The sequence below is a fragment of the Rhizomicrobium sp. genome (assembly GCA_037200385.1).
In the GTDB taxonomy this organism is placed as follows: Bacteria; Pseudomonadota; Alphaproteobacteria; order Micropepsales; family Micropepsaceae; genus Rhizomicrobium.
The window spans coordinates 4,725,224-4,745,105 of the sequence record JBBCGL010000001.1 but is presented as its reverse complement, the minus strand read 5'-3'; the positions used below and the strand labels follow the sequence as shown (position 1 = coordinate 4,745,105).

At 64.9% G+C, this 19,882-nt stretch carries 17 protein-coding genes and 1 pseudogene; 9 read left to right on the top strand and 9 right to left on the bottom strand.

Annotation, left to right across the window (positions count from 1 at the left end; genetic code table 11):
- Positions 1-7: 7 nt before the first annotated feature.
- Positions 8-2,149, bottom strand: coding sequence for a phospholipase C, phosphocholine-specific (locus tag WDM91_22805; GenBank protein ID MEI9997442.1), 2,142 nt, complete (start codon positions 2,147-2,149; stop codon positions 8-10).
- Between the two features lie 107 nt (positions 2,150-2,256).
- Positions 2,257-3,000: a phosphatase PAP2 family protein gene (locus tag WDM91_22800; GenBank protein ID MEI9997441.1), complete on the bottom strand. Its 744-nt coding sequence runs from the start codon at positions 2,998-3,000 to the stop codon at positions 2,257-2,259.
- A 202-nt stretch (positions 3,001-3,202) separates the two neighbouring features.
- Between WDM91_22800 and WDM91_22795 the strand changes: the two genes are divergently transcribed.
- Complete coding sequence (locus tag WDM91_22795) at positions 3,203-4,381, top strand: alkaline phosphatase family protein (GenBank protein MEI9997440.1); 1,179 nt, start codon at positions 3,203-3,205, stop codon at positions 4,379-4,381.
- Entirely contained in the window at positions 4,275-5,303 is a 1,029-nt protein-coding gene (locus tag WDM91_22790; protein ID MEI9997439.1) for a phospholipase domain-containing protein, read from the top strand. Before WDM91_22795 ends, WDM91_22790 begins: the two co-directional genes overlap by 107 nt.
- On the opposite strand, the pseudogene WDM91_22785 reads toward WDM91_22790, so the two are convergent.
- The 4 genes and pseudogenes from WDM91_22785 to WDM91_22770 all read right to left on the bottom strand — a co-directional run bounded on the left by WDM91_22785 (position 5,302) and on the right by WDM91_22770 (position 8,663).
- Positions 5,302-5,467 (bottom strand): annotated as a pseudogene (locus WDM91_22785) (IS481 family transposase). The gene WDM91_22790 and the pseudogene WDM91_22785 sit on opposite strands and share 2 nt — an antisense overlap.
- Positions 5,468-5,779: 312 nt before the next feature.
- Entirely contained in the window at positions 5,780-6,331 is a 552-nt protein-coding gene (locus tag WDM91_22780) for a GNAT family N-acetyltransferase (GenBank protein ID MEI9997438.1), read from the bottom strand.
- Positions 6,328-7,650, bottom strand: a complete 1,323-nt coding sequence (locus WDM91_22775; GenBank protein MEI9997437.1) for an LLM class flavin-dependent oxidoreductase — start codon at positions 7,648-7,650, stop codon at positions 6,328-6,330. The genes WDM91_22780 and WDM91_22775 overlap by 4 nt, the downstream gene beginning before the upstream one ends.
- A gap of 11 nt (positions 7,651-7,661) precedes the next feature.
- A complete protein-coding gene (locus tag WDM91_22770; GenBank protein MEI9997436.1) occupies positions 7,662-8,663 on the bottom strand; it encodes an MsnO8 family LLM class oxidoreductase in 1,002 nt (333 codons plus the stop codon).
- Between the two features lie 138 nt (positions 8,664-8,801).
- On the opposite strand from WDM91_22770, the gene WDM91_22765 reads away from it, so the two are divergent.
- The gene (locus tag WDM91_22765) at positions 8,802-9,599 is read left to right on the top strand and encodes an ABC transporter permease subunit (GenBank protein MEI9997435.1); all 798 of its coding nucleotides are present in this window, start codon (positions 8,802-8,804) and stop codon (positions 9,597-9,599) included.
- Positions 9,572-10,348, top strand: coding sequence for an ABC transporter ATP-binding protein (locus tag WDM91_22760; GenBank protein MEI9997434.1), 777 nt, complete (start codon positions 9,572-9,574; stop codon positions 10,346-10,348). Before WDM91_22765 ends, WDM91_22760 begins: the two co-directional genes overlap by 28 nt.
- On the opposite strand, the gene WDM91_22755 is transcribed toward WDM91_22760, so the two are convergent.
- Together WDM91_22755 and WDM91_22750 are read right to left on the bottom strand one after the other, a co-directional pair.
- The gene (locus WDM91_22755; protein MEI9997433.1) at positions 10,345-11,325 is read right to left on the bottom strand and encodes an aliphatic sulfonate ABC transporter substrate-binding protein; all 981 of its coding nucleotides are present in this window, start codon (positions 11,323-11,325) and stop codon (positions 10,345-10,347) included. The genes WDM91_22760 and WDM91_22755 overlap by 4 nt on opposite strands.
- Positions 11,326-11,327: 2 nt before the next feature.
- The gene (locus WDM91_22750) at positions 11,328-11,567 is read right to left on the bottom strand and encodes a hypothetical protein (protein MEI9997432.1); all 240 of its coding nucleotides are present in this window, start codon (positions 11,565-11,567) and stop codon (positions 11,328-11,330) included.
- Positions 11,568-12,013: 446 nt separating this feature from the next.
- Here WDM91_22750 and WDM91_22745 point away from each other — a divergent pair, with 446 nt between their 5' ends.
- From WDM91_22745 to WDM91_22725, 5 genes are read left to right on the top strand one after another with little or no spacing between them, the layout of a single operon-like run.
- Positions 12,014-13,033, top strand: coding sequence for an ABC transporter substrate-binding protein (locus WDM91_22745; protein ID MEI9997431.1), 1,020 nt, complete (start codon positions 12,014-12,016; stop codon positions 13,031-13,033).
- 7 nt (positions 13,034-13,040) lie between these two features.
- Positions 13,041-13,913, top strand: a complete 873-nt coding sequence (locus tag WDM91_22740; protein ID MEI9997430.1) for an ABC transporter permease — start codon at positions 13,041-13,043, stop codon at positions 13,911-13,913.
- Positions 13,889-14,635, top strand: a complete 747-nt coding sequence (locus tag WDM91_22735; GenBank protein MEI9997429.1) for an ABC transporter ATP-binding protein — start codon at positions 13,889-13,891, stop codon at positions 14,633-14,635. Before WDM91_22740 ends, WDM91_22735 begins: the two co-directional genes overlap by 25 nt.
- A 33-nt stretch (positions 14,636-14,668) precedes the next feature.
- Positions 14,669-16,015 carry an LLM class flavin-dependent oxidoreductase gene (locus tag WDM91_22730; protein ID MEI9997428.1) on the top strand — a complete coding sequence of 449 codons (1,347 nt, stop codon included), beginning with the start codon at positions 14,669-14,671 and terminating at the stop codon, positions 16,013-16,015.
- Between the two features lie 15 nt (positions 16,016-16,030).
- Positions 16,031-17,041 (top strand): aldo/keto reductase, encoded by a 1,011-nt coding sequence (locus tag WDM91_22725; GenBank protein ID MEI9997427.1) that lies wholly within the window; start codon positions 16,031-16,033, stop codon positions 17,039-17,041.
- 66 nt (positions 17,042-17,107) lie between these two features.
- On the opposite strand, the gene WDM91_22720 is transcribed toward WDM91_22725, so the two are convergent.
- Entirely contained in the window at positions 17,108-19,741 is a 2,634-nt protein-coding gene (locus WDM91_22720) for a TonB-dependent receptor (protein MEI9997426.1), read from the bottom strand.
- Positions 19,742-19,882 lie beyond the last annotated feature (141 nt).

The following is a 19,882-nucleotide window of genomic DNA, read 5'->3' as shown; positions in this document are numbered from 1 at the left end:
GGGAGACCTAAAGTCGCATCAGGCCGATGCCCGGATCGGTCCGGCTGGCGCTCCCCGTCTCGGCGTGGCCGGCGAAACGTCGGAGGAAATCGGGAAGGCCTCCGGCGGAGACCGTCAGGCTGTACCAGTGGTCGCTCGCCGCCAGGTTCCAAACGATCTGCGTGGATTGGCCAGGTCCGGCGACGGTCGTGCGCCGGCGGAATTCTCCGCCCGCGAGCGGATACGATTCCTCCATCGCGACCTCGACCTCATGGCGCGTGGCACCGGGGTTGGCGACGTTCAGAACGACGTCGCCCCCGGCCGTTTCGGTCAGGGTGGCAGAGAGCTCCTGATCGCTCCGACCCGCGAAACGCCGATAGAAGCCGTTCGGGCCGTGGACGATCAGGTCATAGGTCTCCAGAGGCATCACCCCGTTCCAGTGACCGGCCGCATAGCGTTCGCCGGCGCCCAGGGTGAAGCGCCAAGGGCCTGCGGAATCGGTGGCATCGAACACCTGGAACACCGCTCCCGTCCTGCCGGTGTTGGCCAAGTCGATCCACAGCCGCCCCCGCTCGACACGGGCGTCGGCGGAAAGCCGGTAGGGCAAAGGGCGTGACGGCCGCCGGCCGTCATCCTGGCGAGACGGGGCCTGCTGCGCCGGTATCTTAAGGCTCGGCGAGGCCAGGGACCGGGCGACCCTTTGCATGTAATCGGCGGTGTCCGGCAGGGCCAGGCTCGTCCCGTCGCGGTTGGGCGACGTGAAATCGAAGGCCGACGTCAGGTCGCCGCACACCGCGCGCCGCCAATCGCTGATGTTCAGTTCTCTCACCCCGAAGCGTTTCTCGATGAACCGCAGGGTCGAAGTGTGGTCGAAGACTTCCGAGCAGACGAACCCGCCGCGGCTCCACGGCGACACGACGATCGCCGGCACCCGGATGCCGAGCCCGAGCGGGTAGCGGCCGCGATTGGCGACCCCGATGGCGCCCCGATAGTCCTTGGCTTCACCTTCGGTCGAAACGGTGCTGAACCCTTCCGCCTCGGCGAGCGGCGGCATGGGGGGGAGCATATGGTCGTAGAAGCCCCCCGCTTCGTCATAGTTGACGATGAAGACCGTCTTGGCGAACACCTCGGGATGTTCGACCAGGGCATCGATCAGCTTGGCGCAGACATGCTCGCCCTTGGACGGCACGGCCATCGGATGCTCGGACAGGTCCGCCGCGGTGACGATCCAGGACACTTGCGGCAACCGGCCGGCGGCGATGTCGGCGCGGAACGCCTCCACCAGCTGCTCGCCGTCCGAACGCGTGCGATCCCCTCCCGGCTTGTGCTCCGACACCCATGAGCGGCCGCGCTCATATAGCGCCGAATCCTTAGCGCACGGCCGGAACGGCTTGAACACGGACAGGATGTTATCGCCGAAATTGTCGTATTCCTGGTAGACCTTCCACGAAATCCCCGCCGCCTGCAGCCGCTCCGCATAGGTTGTCCATTCGTGCGGACCCTGCGCCATGGGGCGGTCCTCGGCCATGTCGGCGCTCGGGGTCTCGTCCTCCCCGTAGTTGCTCATCTCCGGATCGCCGCCGACCTGGCCGCCGCCGTTGCACCCAGTCCACAGATGCAGCCGGTTCGGGTAGGTCTGGGTCAGGGTCGAGCAATGATAGGCGTCGCAAAGGGTGAAGGCGCTCGCCAAGGCGTAGTAATAAGGTAGGTCCGAACCCCGGTAGTACGCCATCCGCTTGTGGAGTTCGCCGGTGTGCCCCCAGCGGTCGTAGCGGCCGCCATGGACGATCGTGGTGTTCTCCTGATGGCTCTGCTCTGCGCCGTCGACGACATAGGCGTTCGTTGTCCGCGCATCGCCGTGGAAGGGCATGACGTAGCCGTCCGGATGCTCGCCGCTGGGCTGGCGCCAGACCGCAGCGCCGCCGGGCAGGCGCAGGGGGCGCGGATCGCCGAACCCGCGCACGCCGCGAAACGCTCCGAAATAATGATCGAACGAACGGTTCTCCTGCATGTAGATCACCACATGCTCGACATCCATGATCGAACCGCTGGTGCTGTGGGCGGGGATGGCCATCGCCTTGGCGATGCCTGCCGGCAGAGCGCTGAGCCCGACGCCGGCGGCTAGGCCGCCTCCGATCCGTTGCAGGAAATCGCGCCGATCGGTCCGCATGACATTCTCCCACCAGGTGTTTTGGACTACACCAAAATCGGCGATGGTTTCGTGACCGCCGCGAGAACCGAACCCGCCCCACGCCCCATGTGTCTTCTATCGATTGGTTAGTACACCGCCTTCGCCAGGGCGGCCGCCTCGGCGCGGCAGGCTGCAGCGTCGGGCGCCGAGGCGCTCGCGCGGATCGTCGCCATCTCGGCGCGGGCGGCTTCGAGATCGGCGCGAAACGCGGCGGAGCCGTGCAGGGCTGCGGTCGTTGCGGCGCCGGCCAACCATCCCGCCTCGACCGCGCTCAGGCTGTGCGCACCGCAGATCAGCCGGCTTTCGCCGAAGGCGCGCCCCCGCGCCAGGATCTGGGTCGCCCGGTCCGGCGCGAGCTCCGCGAGGATCAGCGCCTCCATCCACCCGCTCGCCGCATGGCCGGACGGATAGTCGCCGTTGGCGGCGAGAGCGGCCGTCCTGGCCTGGCAGATCGGCGCCGCCGAGCCGATATAGGGCCGCGGCACGCGATAGAATCGCTTGACCGGATCGACCACCCCGGAGGTTCCGGCCCGGTCGAGGAGGCGCGCCAAGGCCGGCGCCGTCCGGGGAGTCAGCTTGACGCCCAAGGCACAGGCGAAGTGTTCGAAGGGCCCGGTGTCGACGTCGGACGTCGCCACCTTCCATCGCGGCGAGCCCCGCAGCCGGCGCGTCGCCGCGAACACCTTACGGTCCGCAATGGCGACCGGACTGCGCGGCGCCGGCGGCGGCGGCAGGATGCGCACGCCGTCGGGCGTGGCCTCCGGCGACAGATAGGCGCTACTCGCCGACAGGACGAAACTGGCCATAAGCGCGGCCACCGTCTTCCACATGCCAGCTTTCCCCGTCACCCAACCATAATTTCAATGGCCTAGACTACAGAAGTGCGACGCGCGGATGACGAATGACGAATCGAATACGGCATTGGCTTGCGCGCCGCACCGATGGCCTTTGCGACGTGATCTTGGCCTGGACAAAATCGACGCCGTTCCCGTGACGACGCGTCGCTCATCACAATCGATCGGAAAGACCAGCATGGTAACGATGCAGGATCGTCGCAGCTTCATCCGCGCCATGATGGCGACGGCGGGCGCGGCCGCGGCCTACACCCCCGCCATCGCCCGCGCCCTGGAGATCCCCGCCGATCGCCGGACGGGCACGTTGATGGACGTCGGCCATGTCGTCATCCTCACGCAGGAGAACCGCTCCTTCGACCACTATTTCGGCACGATGCGCGGCGTCAGGGGCTTTGGTGACCGCTTCGCCATCCCCGCCCCGCCGCTTCCTGCCGCGCCGGATCGCACCGTCCTCGTCCAGCCCAACGAGCATCCGGGGGCCGAGCCGGCGCTGATCGCCCCGTTCCGGCTCGATACCTCCGTGGATTTCCGCCTCTATCGCCCGCTCGGCACGCCCCACGGCTTCGTCGACAGCCAAGCGGCGTGGGACAATGGACGGATGGGTGCATGGCCGCGCTCCAAGCACAATCACGCGATGGCGCATTTCACGCGCACAGACCTGCCGTTCCAATACGGCCTCGCCGAGGCCTTCACCCTGTGCGACGCCTATCACTGCGCCATGCATCTGTGCACCAATCCCAACCGACTCTACATCTGGACCGGCACGCACGATCCGTTGGCCCGGAGCAACAGCCCTGCCATCGATAACGGCTATGACAGCCTGGAGGCCGATCCGCTCCACCATGGCGGCTATCTCTGGACGACCTATCCCGAGCGCCTGATGGCAGCCGGAATCGGTTTCCAGATCTATCAAGACATGGCCGACAATTTCACCGACAATCCCCTGGTCGGCTTCCAGCGCTATCGCCGCGCGCATGGCGCGTCCGCAGCCGCCGCCGCCCTCCTCGCACGCCGGACGATGACGACCCGCTCTCTCGACGAACTCAGGCAGGACGTGGTGGCCGGGCGGCTGCCGGAAGTTTCATGGATCGTTGCGCCCGCGGCCCTGTCGGAGCATCCGAGCGTTTCCACGCCGCTTCAGGGTGCGGACTACGCGGCCAGAGTGCTGGGTGCGCTCACCGCCAATCCGCAGGTCTGGGCGCGCACGGTGCTGCTCATCAATTTCGATGAGAACGACGGCCTGTTCGACCATGTCCCCCCCGCCGGCCCCGCCGGCACGCGTGTCGGGACGCACGGTCGGCGCCACGAGCATTCCGGCGGAAGACGAATATCATGTCCATCCTCAAGCAGCCGATGACGCGATCTATCTGGACCGGCCCTACGGCCTTGGCATGCGCGTGCCGCTCTACGTGGTATCGCCATGGAGCAAGGGTGGGCATGTCGCGTCCGAGGTCTTCGACCACACGAGCATCCTGCGCTTCCTCGAAGCCCGCTTCGGTGTCCATGAGCCGAATATCAGCGCCTGGCGGCGCGCCGTGTGCGGCGACCTGACGTCCTGCTTCGATTTCGGCGCGCCCGATACGACCCTCTTCATAGCGACGCTTCCGGCCACCGCTTCCCTGTCCGACCGCGCGGCCCGCCTGGAGGAAATCCAGCCGCCGCTTCCGGATCATGCGCTCACCCCTGTGCAGGAAACCGGTCTGCGACGGCGGCGCGCGACACCCTATCGCCTCGACGCCCGGTTGCGTGCCCTGGGCACCGATAGCATCTTGTCGCTCGCCAACCATTCGGCCGAGCGCGCGGCCGTTTTCCACGTCTATGACGTCGCGAAACTGGACGAGGTTCCCGCCCGCTATACGGTGGGCGCGGGCCGGGAAATGACTCACACGCTGCCCGCCTCCGGCGAGGTCACGGATATCTTTGTTCTCGGACCCAACGGCTTTCATCGACGCTTGACCGGGAGGAGCGACATCTTCTCGGTCAACGTCGAGGGCGATGCCGCTTCCTCGCTCCGCATCGAAAATCTCACATCGATGCCCCAGTCCATCGCAATGACGGACCGGGCTTATGGCGGCGCTCCCGATGTGATCGGGCTGGCAGGCGGAGAAGCGCGCAGCATTCCGCTGAACCTCACGGACAGCCACGGCTGGTACGACCGGCAATTCGTGGCGGGAGGACAGGCCTGGCGCGTGGCGGGCCATGTCGAGAATGGAAAGGCGTCCTATTCGGATCCGGCCGCTGGCGGACCCGGCCCCCTCCGGCTGACCTCCTCAGCCTAGATGTTTGGTCCGGCATTGGGTGGAGAGGATCGAGCGTGAATCGTTCTGGCTCCATTGTGCGGAGCTTGCAGATTTGCTCGTAAGGGTGAGGCCTTTGAGGGTCTTCAGCCGCCGGGCGAAGTCGCAGCGCTGACCAAGTCGGCGAGATGACTTCGAAGCTGGGCCGCACAGGCACAAACCCGACCTCCAGTTCGGGCCGAAATCAGGTCTCCGATCCGGAGACGGAGACCGGCGGCGGCGCGGCGCAAAAATTCCCCGATCTGCGAGTTTGCGCCACAAGGCCGGAGACCGGGCATGCGCGCATGCCGCCGGCAGACGCGGAGGGGCTGTCGCACATTGCGGCTCTTACCCGATGCTGTGGGGCGCGAATGCTCCGCTGATCGCACTGGCGAGCGCGCGCAATTCGCCGATGCGAACCGCGGCGCGGTCGGCAGATGACGCCGCCGCTTTGCCTTTCTGCACTGCTGCAGTAGCGGTCAGGCCTTACGCAATATGGGTTGGCTGAGCCGGCGTGCCCGGCGCAGCCCTGCGTCGAGCGGCTGAGCGAGCGGCCGAAGCGCCTTCGCGAACGGCAGGATGCCGTATACCTTGGGATCCTCCGTCCGATCGAACAGCGGCGTGTAATCGGCGGCGTAGTAGAGCGCGTGCGCTTCCGGCTGTCGGAAGCCGGTGGTGAGGAACACGCGGTCATAGCCACGCTCCCGTGCGCGGATTTCCAGCTCGTCGAGAACCTTGCGGCCGAGGCCCTGCCGCCGCAGGTCGGTGTGCGTCCAGATGCGCTTGAACTCGGCGGTATAGGCGTCGAATCGCTTGAAGGCGCCGCCGGCGATGGCGACGCCGTCGCGCAAGAGCAGGATGAAGGCACCGTACGGCGGCAGGAACACACTCGTGGGCGTGCGCGTCATCTCCGACGTCGCTTCGCCGGGGAAATCGGCGCCGTAGCGCGAGTCGTATTCGAAGTAGAGCGCCTCCATCAGCGGGCGGGCGCGCTCGTCTTCGGGCGAGGTATGGACGAAGACGTCGCTCATGCCACGCCTGTCGTCCGATAGCGGCTCTCGCGGAACGGCAGGCCGAGATGATCGCGCAAGGTCCGCCCGGCGAGCGTACGGCTGTAGACGCCCTGCTCTTCCAGCAGCGGGATAACGTGCGCCACGAAATCGTCCAGGCCTTCGGCGATCACCGGAAAGCCCAGGATGAAGCCGTCGGCGGCATCGGCGTCGATCCAGCGGACGATCTCGCCGGCGACAGATTCCGGCGTGCCGACGAACCGCGTGCGCGGCGTCGTGGTGGTGAGCGCCACCTCGCGTAGGGTCTGTCCTTTCTCGCGCGCGTTCGCCTTGATGCGATCCGTCGTCGATTGGAAATTGTTCTTGCCGATGTCGCCAAGCTCTGGGAACGGCGCGTCGAGCGGATAGGCGGTGAAGTCGTGATGGTCAAAAAAGCGGCCGAGATAGGCCAGCGCCTCGTCGATATTCACGAGATCGCGGATCGCGCGGTATTTCTCCTCCGCCTCGTCTTCGGTGCGGCCGACGACCGGGCCGATACCCGGGAAGACCTTGATGTGATCCGCCGCGCGGCCCTGCGCGACGGCGCTCTCCTTCAGTCGTCCATATAATGCCTGCGCCTCGTCGAGCCGGCCGGCGGAGGTGAATACGCCGTCGGCATGGCGGCCGGCGAGCGCAATGCCAGGCTCCGACGCGCCGGCCTGGAAGACCACCGGCTGACCCTGCGCCGAGCGGCCGGCGTTTAGAGGCCCCTCCACCGAGAAGAAGCGGCCTTCATGGCCGAGACGGTGCAGTTTGGCGGGATCGAAGAAGCGGCCCGTCTGCTTGTCGCGCACGAAGGCGTCGTCGTCCCAGGAATCCCACAGGCCCTTCACGACGTCGAGATACTCGCTCGCGATTTCGTAGCGCAGCGCGTGATCGGGATGCGTCTTGCCGTAATTGCGGCCCGAGCCTTCCAGCGGCGAGGTCACCGCGTTCCATCCGGCGCGGCCGCCGCTGATCAGATCGATGGAGGCCAGCTGGCGCGCGACGGTGAACGGGTCGCTGTAAGAGGTCGAGATCGTGCCGACGACGCCGAGCTTGCGCGTCGCCACTGCCAGCGCCGACAAGATGGTGACCGGCTCGAACCGGTTGAGGAAATGCGGCACCGACTTCTCGTTGATGAAAAGCCCGTCGGCCACGAAGGCAAAGGCGATGCCGTTGGCCTCCGCCTTGCGCGCCGTGCGCACGAAGAAGTCGAAATTCACGCTGGCGTCGGCCGGGCTGCTGGGATGGCGCCACGAGTTCATATGCGCGCCGGCGCCCTGGAGCATGATGCCGAAATTGATCTGCCGCTTGGCCATGGCGATATCCTTCAGACCGGAGCCGGCGCAGCGCCGATGCGCGCGCCCAGAAGCTCGATCGTTTTTTGCCGCGCGTCGGCCGGCACCGGCGGCGTCTCGATCACAAACTCCTCTACGCCAAAGCGTTGCCGAAGCAAATCCAGCTCGCGATGCACCTGTTCGGACGTGCCGGCGAGCACGTTCGGCTTCGTATCGATAACCTCATAGTCGCTCGTGCCGGCCTGGCGCGCATATTCGGCAGCCTGCTCGCGGTTGCCCAGATTGACGCTGTGGCCGGTGGCGAAGCGCACCTTCACGCCGCCGAGCCCTTCGACCCGCGCCTCGGCCTCGCCTTTCGCTTCGGCGGCAAGCACCAGGACGCTCAGCAAAGGCGTGCCGCGGCCGCCATGGCGTGCGAAGGCCGCAAGGCTTTGCTCCGTCAGCGCGGGATCGCCGTTCATATGGCCGGCGAACACGAAGCCCCAGCCACGCTCAGCGGCGAGGATCGCACTGTCGATGCTGCCGCCCAACAAGAAACGCTCCGGTGGTGCCGGTGGAATCGGGGAGGCCACGGCCTGCGCCGGTGCGCCGCGCTCGAAGCAACGAGCAAGATAACCGTCGAGCTCCGTCACCTGTTCATCGAAGCTCGGCCAGCGCGGCACGTCGCGACCGGCCTGCAGAGCTTTGGTAGAATAGGGAAAGCCACCGGGCGCCTTCCCGATGCCGAGATCGACGCGACCCGGCGCGAGCGCCGCCAACGTGTTGAAGGTTTCGGCGACCTTATAAGCGCTGTAGTGCTGCAGCATGATGCCGCCGGAGCCGACGCGGATGCGCGACGTCTTGCCCAGGATGTGCGCGATCAGCACCTCGGGCACCGCGCTGGCGAACCCTTGCATCCCATGATGCTCGGCTAGCCAGAAGCGGTGATAGCCCAGCCGTTCGGCGGTTTGCGCGAGACGCACCGTCCGCGCCAGCGCCGTGGCCGCGCCCTCGCCCTTCTGCAGCGGACTCTTGTCCAGGAGACTGAGCAGCACGTCCCATCCCGTTCCAGGCCGGCAGGCGGCCGTCGGTCATAAAACAATAGCAACCAGATAGAGTAAAGCGAGGGTTTACCTGACAGCCCTGCCTGCGCGATGTTAGAACCTTGGCGAATGCCCAAATATGCAGGTGACATGGCCACGCTTTCCCTTTCCCGCGCGCGCTTCTCCAGCGCCGGTCCTATCGCCGCGCGCGCGATCAGTCCCGTGCTCATCGTGCTGGCGTGGCAAGCTGCCTCGTCCGCCGGGCTGATCCCGGAGCGCACATTGGCGTCGCCATTGCATGTATTGGGCACCTTTGGGATGTTGATCGCCGACGGCGAGTTGGTGAACAACCTGCTGGTCTCGCTGCGCCGCGCGATGGAAGGGCTCGCGATCGGCACGATCCTCGGCACGGTGTTCGCCCTGATTGCCGGCCTGTCGAAGCGCGGCGAGGCGGCGATCGACGCGCCGCTGCAGATCGTGCGCGCCGTGCCGTTCCTGGCGCTCGTGCCGCTGTTCATCCTGTGGTTCGGGATCGGCGAGACGCCGAAGATCGCGCTCGTCGCGCTGGGCACGGTCTATCCGATCTATCTCAATCTTTATGCGGGCATCCGAGGCATCGACAAGAAGCTCCTGGAGGCTGGGCGCGCCTTCGGCCTGAACCGTTGGCAGATCCTGCGCCATGTCGTGCTGCCGGGCGCCCTGCCCGCCTTCCTCATCGGGCTTCGCTACGCGATGGGCATCTCGTGGCTGAGCCTGGTGGTCGCCGAGCAGATCAACGCCTCGAGCGGCATCGGCTATCTGATCATGACGGCGCGCGATTTCATGCGGACCGACATCATCGTGGTGGGGCTCATGGTCTATGGCCTGCTCGGCCTCCTCACCGACGTGATCATCCGCGCGCTGGAGCACTATGCGCTGGCGTGGCGCCCCTCGATCCTGAAGGACTGACCATGACGTCCGACAATGCCGCACCGGACGCGTCGCGCGTGACCGTCCGCCACCTGACGCGCCGCTTCGGCGCAGTGAAGGTGCTGGACGGCCTCGACTTCGACATCGCACCGGGCGAGTTCGTCGCCCTTCTCGGCCGCAGCGGATCGGGCAAGACGACGTTCCTGCGCACGCTGGCCGGGCTCGATCCGGTGACCGAAGGCGAGATCGTCGTGCCGCCGACCCGCGCGGTGGTGTTCCAGGAGCCGCGGCTGCTGCCGTGGAAAAAAGTATGGGAAAACGTGGCTCTTGGCCTGAATGGTCCCGACTCGCGCAGCCGCGCCGTGAAGGCATTGGGCGAAGTGGGATTGGCGCATCGCCTCGACGCCTGGCCGGGCACGCTGTCCGGCGGGGAGGCGCAACGCGCAGCGCTGGCCCGCGCGCTGGTGCGTGAGCCGAAGCTGCTTCTGCTTGATGAGCCGTTTGCGGCGCTGGACGCGCTGACGCGGATCAAGATGCACGAGCTGGTCTCGGCGCTGTGGGCGGCGCACCGGCCGAGCGTTCTACTGGTCACCCACGACGTCGATGAGGCGTTGCTGCTGGCCAACCGCGTGCTGGTGCTCGGCGAGGGCCGCATCATCAAGACGATCACGATCTCCGAACCGCAGCCGCGCGACCGCGCCATGGTGGGCTTCTCGCACATGCGCGCCGAGTTGCTCGAAGCGCTCGGCGTCGAGGTGCATCCGGCGGCGCGTGCCGCGAATCACTAGCGCCAGCCGGTATTCGCGATCGCGTCCGCGACGTGGATCGGCTTCGGGATGATGCCGAGCCGCGCGAAGTCGTCGGCGACCTGCTGCTGGCGGGCCGCGATGTCGGGGCTCACCGGCACGACGCCGAATTCGGCGCGTCCTATGGCGACCCGCAGGATGGGAAGCTCGAGACCGCTGACATGGGAGAGAAGCTCGCTCGCCGCTTCGCGGTTGGAAGCGATCCAGCCGCTGACCTCGCGCAGTTCATCGAGGATTCCGCGGACCACGGGACCTTGCGCGGCCGTGAAGGTCCTGCCTGCGAGGAAGAAGGATGCGCTACGAACGAACGGCTCGGCGTCCGCCAGCACGATCGCATCGGCGTCGCGCACGGCTTCCGCATAATAAGGATCCCAGATGAACCAGGCATCGATGCTGCCGCGCACGAACGCGGCGCGTGCGTCGGATGGCGCGAGATAGGCCGGGCTCACATCGTCGAGCGTCAGGCCGGCGGACTGGAGCGCGCGAACGGCGAAGTAATGCGCGCTCGATCCACGGGTGAAGGCGATCTTCTTGCCCTTGAGCGCAGCAACGCTCGCGACCGGCGAACCCTTCGGCAGCAGGATCGCCGAGCTGTGCCCGGTGGTCGGCACGGCGGCGACGTAGACGAGGTCCGATCCCGCCGCCTGCGCGAAGATCGGTGGCGTGTCGCCAGTCGCGCCGAAATCGATGCCGCCCGCGTTCAACGCTTCCAGCAGCGGCGGGCCGGAGGGGAATTCCGCCCACTCAATCTTGTTGACGCCGAGCGGCCCCAAACGTGCTTCCAGGCGCTTCTGGGTCTTGGCGACGACCAGCGCACCATCCTTTTGATAACCGATGCGAACGACGCCATTCGGCTTGCCTTGATCCTGGCTGCATCCCGCGAGCACGAGGGCCGCGCCGGCAGCGGCACCGCCCAACATCGCGCGGCGCGATGGCCGCTCATAGGTTTCGACCGTCATGATCAGGCTCTCGCGCGCTCGGGCGTCGCGGCTGGAAAGAAGCGGTTCTCGGGCCGCGGCAGGCCGAGATTCTCGCGCAAGGTCTTGCCTTCGTATTCGCGGCGGAAGATGCCGCGACGCTGCAGTTCCGGCACCACGAGGTCGACGAAGTCGTCGAGACCGCTGGGCACATACAGCCACCACGCGGTATGGATTCCGACAGGGCGCATGAAAGCCCCGAGCTTCAACTGGCCGCTGCTCATTCGACGCTCCATTACACCTGAGCCGATATCCTATCGGTCAGAGGATATATCTATTAAGTCAATATACATTCCAGTTTGAACCACGCAACGTAGCGGTCTGGTCATCCGCGGCGACGGCGCCGTGGCGCTTGCCTGAGCGCTCGCCAAGCGGGCCGGCCCGCGTCTATCCACACGATCCTGGGCACCAGTCGCGCGCCCGGACTTGGCGTCGCCTATGCGACACGCATGGCGCCGCGTGCCGGCGCCAAGATCGCGGCCGCTATCCGCGATGGCCGCGTCACGCGGAGCGGCGAACTCGCAGTCCTAGGCATTTCCCCCGGACTTTAGTCTACGGCAGCAGCCTGAATGTTCCCGATCTCGCCCGACGGCACGCCAGCCTCTTGTAATCCTCTAAGTCTATCGAATAAATATACATTAGGCGGCCCTTCCGCCAGATGGAGCTTGGTATGCGCGGTACAGGCGGCTGGATGAACCCACTGATCGGATTGGCCGTGTTTGCGGTCGCGGCCATGACCATGCCGTCATCTGCCGCTCCGGTCTCCCCGCAGTCGCTTGCGAACGTCACCTTGGCGATCGGCGATCCGATAACGCAGAAAGCCCTGGAGCTGTCCGGCGAAATCGACCATCTGCCGTTCAAGGTGCAATGGGCCAATATCAGCGGCGGCCCGCAGACCATCGAAGCCTTCCGCGCGCATGCGCTTGACCTGGGCGCGGTCGCGGACATCCCTGCCATTCACGCGACCTGGACCGGGCTACCGGTCAAGATCGTGGCGGTTCAGTTCCGGCAAGACCCCATCCACCATGCCGTGTACGGGCTGGGCATCGCGCCCGGTGCGAACATCAACAAGCTCGCCGACCTGCGCGGCAAAAAGATCGCCTATAGCCCGGGCCAGGCGCAGGGCGCGCTGGTGCTGCGCATCTTGCAGAAGGCAGGCCTGCGCAAACAGGACGTCACGCTCGTGGAATTGCCCAGCACCGGTGACGTTTATCCCAACGCGATCGCCAGCCGTCTGGTCGATGCCGCACCAATCGGCCGGGCCGCCGCATTGCGTTACCTGCGCAACTACGGGCGCGACGGCGCGAAGGTCATCGATCACGGTCTGCGCGACGATCCACTCTATCTCTACGCGCCTGTTTCCGTGTTGCAGGATCCCGCGAAGGCAGCCGCGATCCGTGTCTATGTCGAAGCGTGGGCGCGCGCATACCGTTGGATACACCTTCATCCCGACGCGTGGGTCGCGGGTTACTACGTCAAGCAGCAAGGCCTCTCGCCGGAAGACGGGCACAAATTGGTCATAGGCGCCGGAAATCCCGATGTGCCGGCCAACTGGAACGATGCCATCGCACGTCAGCAACAGACGATCGATCTGCTTGCCAAGGAAACCGGAAAGCCCCGGCTCAACGCGGCGGAGCTCTTTGATCGCCGGTTCGAGAATGTCGCCGCCCACGCCATCGCCACGAAATGAGGGGCGGATGAACGCGCCGATCACCCAACTTATCCATACGCAACTCGACGCGGTTTACTCCGCCGATGCTGTGGCGCCTCCATCGGCGGCCGTACCGCGGCGTCGTTGGCGCCTCGGTCCCGGCCGCGCGATCCCCTATGGTCGCGCCATCGGCCCAATTCTGCTTCTGCTGTTATGGTTCGGCGCGTCGGCGCTCGGCTTGATCGATCCACGAATTCTGCCTGCACCCTGGACGGTTGTGCAGGCGGCGCTTGACCTGATCTCCGATGGGCGTTTGCAGGACAATCTCGAGACCTCGGCAATTCGAGCGGGGCAAGGATTTGCCTATGGTGTTTTAGGCGGTGTCGTGGTCGCGCTGCTCGCAGGGCTCACGCGGTTCGGTGAGTACACCCTGGATGGCCTCGTAGAGGTTAAGCGCGCCATCCCAACGCTCGCCCTGATTCCCCTGCTGATGCTGTGGCTCGGCATCGGCGAGACGATGAAAGTGACGATCATCGCGCTCGGCGTATTCGCGCCGGTTTACATCAACACCTTCGCCGGCCTGCGCGGAATCGACAGCAAGTATGTCGAGCTGGCCGAGACATTGAAGGTGAGCCACTGGTCGTTCCTGCGCCACGTAGTGCTACCCGGCGCTCTGCCCGGCTTCCTGCTCGGCCTGCGCTTTGGCGTGAACGCGGCGTGGCTCACGCTGGTCGTCGTCGAGCAACTGAACGCGACGAGCGGCATCGGCTACATGATCGATCTGGCGCGTACCTACGGCCAGACCGAAATCGTGCTTGTCGGCATCTGCGTTTATGCCCTCCTCGGCCTCACCTCGGACGGCATCGTTCGTCTCATCCAGAGAAGGGTCCTGTCATGGCGACGCACGCTGGCGGATTGAGCGCACCGGTGTCGGTGCGCGTGCGCAACCTCGTTCGGCGCTTCGGCGGCCGTACGGTTCTCGACGGTCTCAGCCTCGACATCCGCAAGGGAGAGTTCGTGGCGTTGCTGGGCCGAAGCGGCTCGGGCAAAAGTACCTTGCTGCGCGCGCTCGCCGACATCGACCAAGGTGTAGAGGGAACTGGCACGCTTGATGTTCCTGCCCGCCTTTCCGTGGTTTTCCAGGACGCGCGGCTCCTGCCGTGGCGGCGGGTCCTGGACAACGTGGTATTTGGACTTGGCGGACAAGCTGCGCAACAAAACGGACGTGCTGCGCTCGCTGAAGTCGAGCTCACCGGACGCGAGCAAGCGTGGCCCGGCGAGTTGTCTGGCGGCGAACAACAGCGCGTTGCCCTGGCGCGTTCCCTGGTGCGCGAGCCCGAGTTGCTTCTTGCAGACGAGCCGTTCGGTGCGCTTGACGCCCTGACGCGTATCCGCATGCACGACTTGCTGCGCAAGCTGTGTGCCCGTCACCAGCCGGCGGTCTTGCTGGTGACGCACGACGTTGACGAGGCCATTACGCTGGCCGACCGAATTGTGGTGCTGGAAAACGGGCGGATCAGTCTCGATCATAACGTCGAGCTACCCGAGGAACGGCTGGCTCGGGAGGACAGGATCGCAACGATCCGTACGCGCCTACTTTCCGAACTTGGCGTGCGCGAGAAGCAGGACGCTTTCGCGTGATCTTCTCGCGTTTCTTCCTACATGGAGGTCGCAATGACCGGTTCAAAGCGGCAACTCGTACTCAATCTCTTCATCTATCCCGGTGGGCATCACGAGGCCGCCTGGCGCCACCCGGACTCCGAAACCGATAGCATCTTGGACATCAATTATTATCAAGCGCTGGCCCAGCGTGCCGAGGCTGCGAAGTTCGACAGCATTTTCTTCGCCGACGGGCCGGCACTGGCCGATAACATCAAATACGCGGCGCGCTTCCGTTTCGAGCCGATCACCTGGCTGTCCGCCATCGCGGTTGCAACCAAACGTATCGGGCTGATCGCGACGGCGTCGACCACCTATAGCGAGCCGTACAATCTGGCACGCCTCTTCGTGACGCTCGATCACATCAGCCACGGACGCGCCGGCTGGAACATCGTGACGACGTCCGCCGCACAGGCGGCGCAAAACTTCGGGCTGCCCGAGCACCCCGTGCATGCCGACCGCTATGAGCGGGCGCGCGAATATGTCGATGTCGTCACCAAGCTATGGGATAGCTGGGAGGACGGCGCGCTCGTCGCCGACCGCGCCAGCGGCGTCTATGTGGACACAGACAAGGTCCACACCATCGATCACGTCGGCAAGCATTTGCGCGTGCGCGGACCGTTGAACACGCCGCGCGGACCGCAGGGTCGACCGGTTTATGTCCAGGCCGGATCGTCGGAGGACGGCCGTTCCTTCGCGGCCCAATACGCCGAGGCGATCTTCACCGCACATCAGACGATCGAGAATGCCCAATCCTTCTATACCGACATCAAAAAGCGGGCTGCCGATCTCGGCCGCGATCCGCGGCAACTCAAGATCCTGCCCGGCATCAGTCCCTTCATCGGATCGACGCAGGCCGAAGCCGATCGGCTGCACGAAGAGTTCAACGACCTGACGCAGCCCGCTTATTCGATCGAACAATTGCGCCGCCTGTTGGGCCAGGATTTCAGCGGCTATGATCTCGACGGCCCTTTCCCGCGCGAGCGCCTCAACCTGACCGGCGAGCTTGCGGTCGGCAGCCGCTCCAACGTCGTGCTCGACATCATCCGGCGCGAGAATCCGACGATAAGGCAGTTGCTGCACAAGCTTGCCGGTGCCCGAGGCCATTGGGTCATCACGGGCACGCCCGAGAAGATCGCGGACGCCATCCAGGCGTGGTTCGAGAATGGTGCCGCCGACGGCTTCAATGTGATGCCGCCATGGCTGTCAGGCGGCTTCGACATTTTCGCAGAACAGGTTCTGCCGATCCTGCGCAAGCGCGGGCTGTTCCGCGAGGACTATACGGGCAGCACCCTGCGCGAGCATTACGGGCTGGACCGCCCGGAGAGCCAGTACGCGCACCGACTGCGCGCTTCGGCCTGAATAAGGAAAATCGACATGGATTACCGCTCTCTCGGCCAGCATGGCGTGAAGGTTTCGCCGCTCTGCCTTGGGACGATGATGTTCGGCGGGCAGACCGACGAAGCCACCGCACGCCAGATCACCGACCGTGCGTTCGCGCAGGGCGTGAATTTCCTCGACACGGCCGACGTCTATAACGACGGCCGCTCCGAAGAGGTCGTGGGACGGGCGATCGCCGCGAACCGCGACAGATGGGTGGTCGCGACCAAATTCGCCGGCGGGCGCGGCACGGGCCCGAACGACAGCGGCGCCTCGCGCAAATACATCGTGAAGGCGGTCGAGGCGAGCCTGAAGCGGCTCGGCACAGACTACATCGACCTACTCTACATCCATCGCGAGGACCGCACGACGCCGGTGGCGGAGTCGGTGGGCGCGCTCGGCGATCTCATCCGCGCCGGCAAGATTCGCTATTACGGCATCTCGAACCATCGCGCCTGGAAGGTCGCGGAATTCAGCCATGTGGCGGATGCGCTCGGCGTGCCGCGTCCCGCCGCGAGCCAGCCCTGCTACAACCTGGCCAACCGCCAGCCGGAGGTCGAGCATCTGACGGCCTGTGCGCATTACGGCGTCGGCGTCGTACCCTACAGCCCGCTGGCACGCGGCGTTCTGACCGCCAAATATGATCCCAACCAGCCGCCACCGGCCGATACGCGTGCCGGCCGGAACGATGTGCGCCTTCACCAGACGGAGTGGCGCGCGGAGTCGCTCGACCTGGCGCAGGAGATCGGCCGACACGCCAAGGAGCATGACATCACGGCCGGGCAATTCGCGCTCGCCTGGGTGTTGCACAATCGGCTGGTAACATCCGCCATTGTGGGACCGCGCACCTTGGCACAGTGGGAAGACTATGTACCGGCCCTGAACTATCGCTTCACAGACGATGACGAAGCGCTGGTAGACCGTCTGGTCGCCACCGGTCACCCCTCCACACCGGGATACAACGACCCTGGCCACCCTTATCTCGGGCGGTTGCCGCGAAGCGCTTAGGAGCTCAGCGCAGCTACTGTCGATTTTCCGGATCACGGCTACGGTTCGGAGCTCGCCATTGTGGCATCAGAATTTTGCCCTCAACGTAATGCCGTACCTCGCCGGCGGGTTGTAGGAAACGGTCTGGCCGAGATAGGCCGTGACGCCCGCGCCTGACGGTGCTGCCAACAGCGCTTGTGAGGCGATATTTCTCGCATCGAGAGCATTGTTGGCAAAGATGGAAACATCATATCTGCCTTCGTCCAGCAGCACGCCCGCCCGCAGATTGAGGTTGGATTGCCCCGGCACCTGCGTATAGATCGACTGGGTTACGCCCGTACTGTAATCGCTTGTGTAGGAATACTGCGCATAGCTGTAAAATTCTGCATCCGGCCCGATCTGAAAATCCCAGGACGGGGTCACTGCCAAGGACAGCTTGGGCGAAAAGGGTGCCACCTGTCCCGTGGCGTTGACGGTCGACACGCCGTTGTAGCTCAATTCCGCCGGGGCGGGCAGCGAAGGCGCCTTCTGATAAATGGCATCGTTGTAGGCTCCATCAAAGGTCACCCCAACTCCATCCCCCAGAACAGCCGTCGCGTCCCACTCGATGCCGCGAGCGCGGATATTGCCGGCATTGGTGGCGCCTCTGTACGTGGTGCCATTGGGCAGCAGATAGGAGATGGACGTCTGGAAGCCGTAGAGAACCTCGTTATAAGCCGTGATATTGAGAACCAGGCGATCATCAAACAGTTCGGATTTGACGCCGATTTCGTAGTTGTCCGTGGTCGTGGGATTGACGGCCACCTGCGAAGCGATGGCCGAGCCATTGTTGAGATCCAGACCGCCGGCCTGAAATCCGTTACTGAAAGCGACATAGGCCAATATGTCGGGCGTGATTTTGTACGACAGGCTGGCTGAGCCGGAAACATTGCCGGACGATGTCGACGCGTTGAGAGGATAACCTGAGGTCGCGGCGCCAGCCGGGTAGCCGGGCGTCGAGTAAACGACACCCGGATTCCTGAAGACCGCGCCGATTGCGTTGTAGAACGTGTTCAGCTGGGCGTTCGTCACGCCGGCGGGAAGGGTCTGGGGTAGACGACTTGTATCGACCGGGCTTCCGCCGCTCTTGCGGTCATAGGTGTACCGTAGCCCGCCGGTCAGATCGAATTGATCGTCGATATGCCAGGTTGCCTGGCCATACACGGCCGCATCCTGATTCTGCACCGTTGTATTTTCGATGATCTGCGCGCCAGTCAGCTGCGAGGCGAAAGAAATCGGAATGGGTGCAAAGGTGGCAGAAACAGGAGTGCCGATCACGGCTTTATAGGCATCGTACCAGGGAATCACATCGGCGCCGAACTGGTGGATTTGGTAGTGATCATTGAGCTTGGAATACCAGAGGAAAATGCCAGTCTGCCACTCGATAGAACCGCCGCTGTTGGAGGCTAGGCGCACTTCCTCGCTGAACTGATCGTCGCGGCTGATCGCCTCGTTATCATAGATATCGAGCGGCGAGGCGTCGCTGTCCTGCGGCGGATGGAAATCCCACATGCGCCAGGCACTGATCGAGGTCAGGGTTGCCCAATCGAGATTGTAATCGGCCGTGATCGACACTCCGCCGTTCGTCGTGCGCGTGCGGTTATTATTGTTGGTGATGTCGACATAGGGATTGACCGCCGGAACCCAGTTCTGCACCCCGCCATAGCTTCTCAAGTTGGCCAGCGCCGTCAAGGCATTCGTGACGGTTGTCCGTTGTGCGGCCGTCGTGTTGATTCCCCAGTTGCCGGGGCCGAAAAGCGTCGTGATTCCGCCGCCGGAGCTGAAGCCGGCTGAGCTGTCGTTCTCGACTATCAGATCGCCGGTGATATTGATGCTCAGTTTGTCGTTGGGCGTGATGAGGAATTGCTGACGAAGGCCCCAGCGTCCCGTGCCCCCCGTCACAGTCTGGTTGCTGGCGGTCGGGGCATAAATGCCTTCCTGCGTTGCCGCATTCTTAAAGCTGACCTTGAAGGGCGTGGGCAACCAGCCGTCGGCGCTGGTGCCATAGATCACGGTGCGATAGGCGATATCGTCGGTGATCGGACCCGTGAGGACCGCCTTGCCCTGGAAGAAACTGTAATTGCCGGCCGACACCTCGAAAGATTCGCTGGGCGTGAAACTGGGCTTGTTGGTGGTGATGTTCAGCGCGCCGGCCGCGGCATTGCGTCCGAACAATGTGCCCTGTGGGCCACGCAATACTTCGAAGCTGCCGACATCGACCAGATCCTGCAGCACCTGCCCGGGGCGGGCCTGATAGACGCCGTCGATATAGACGCCGATCGCGTTGTCGAGACCGTCGGCGGCGGTGGGCGCATAGCCGATACCGCGGATCAACACCGAGAAATTGCGCGGATTGCCGCCCGTCGAGTTCAAGCCCGGAGTCTGGGCGATGAGGCTCTGCAAGTCGATGGTGCCTTTACGTTCCAGCGTCTTGCCGCTGATCGCCTGCAGCGATACCGGAACGTCCTGACTGTTTTCCGCGCGGCGTCGCGCGGTCACGACGACGGTCTCAACTGCCTGGTTGCCGGACGGCAACGATAGGTTCGCGGCAACTTGCGTAGTGTCCGCTGCAGCAATTCGGATCGTGCCATTCGACCCATCGGCCGCCCAGGCAACGGATGGTACGGCCAAAACCGCGGTGGTCCCGAGCAGAACCCGGAGAAAAACGGAACGCATCATCATTGCCCCTCTACGGTAACGCTGGTGCGAAGGTATGGGCGGGCCGTGGCGAACAAGCGTGGCAGCCGGCTCAAGCCGCCGCGCGCATAGTGCTCGCGATGGCCATCGCCATGGCATCGGCAAGCGCCAACGCCGCTTCTACTT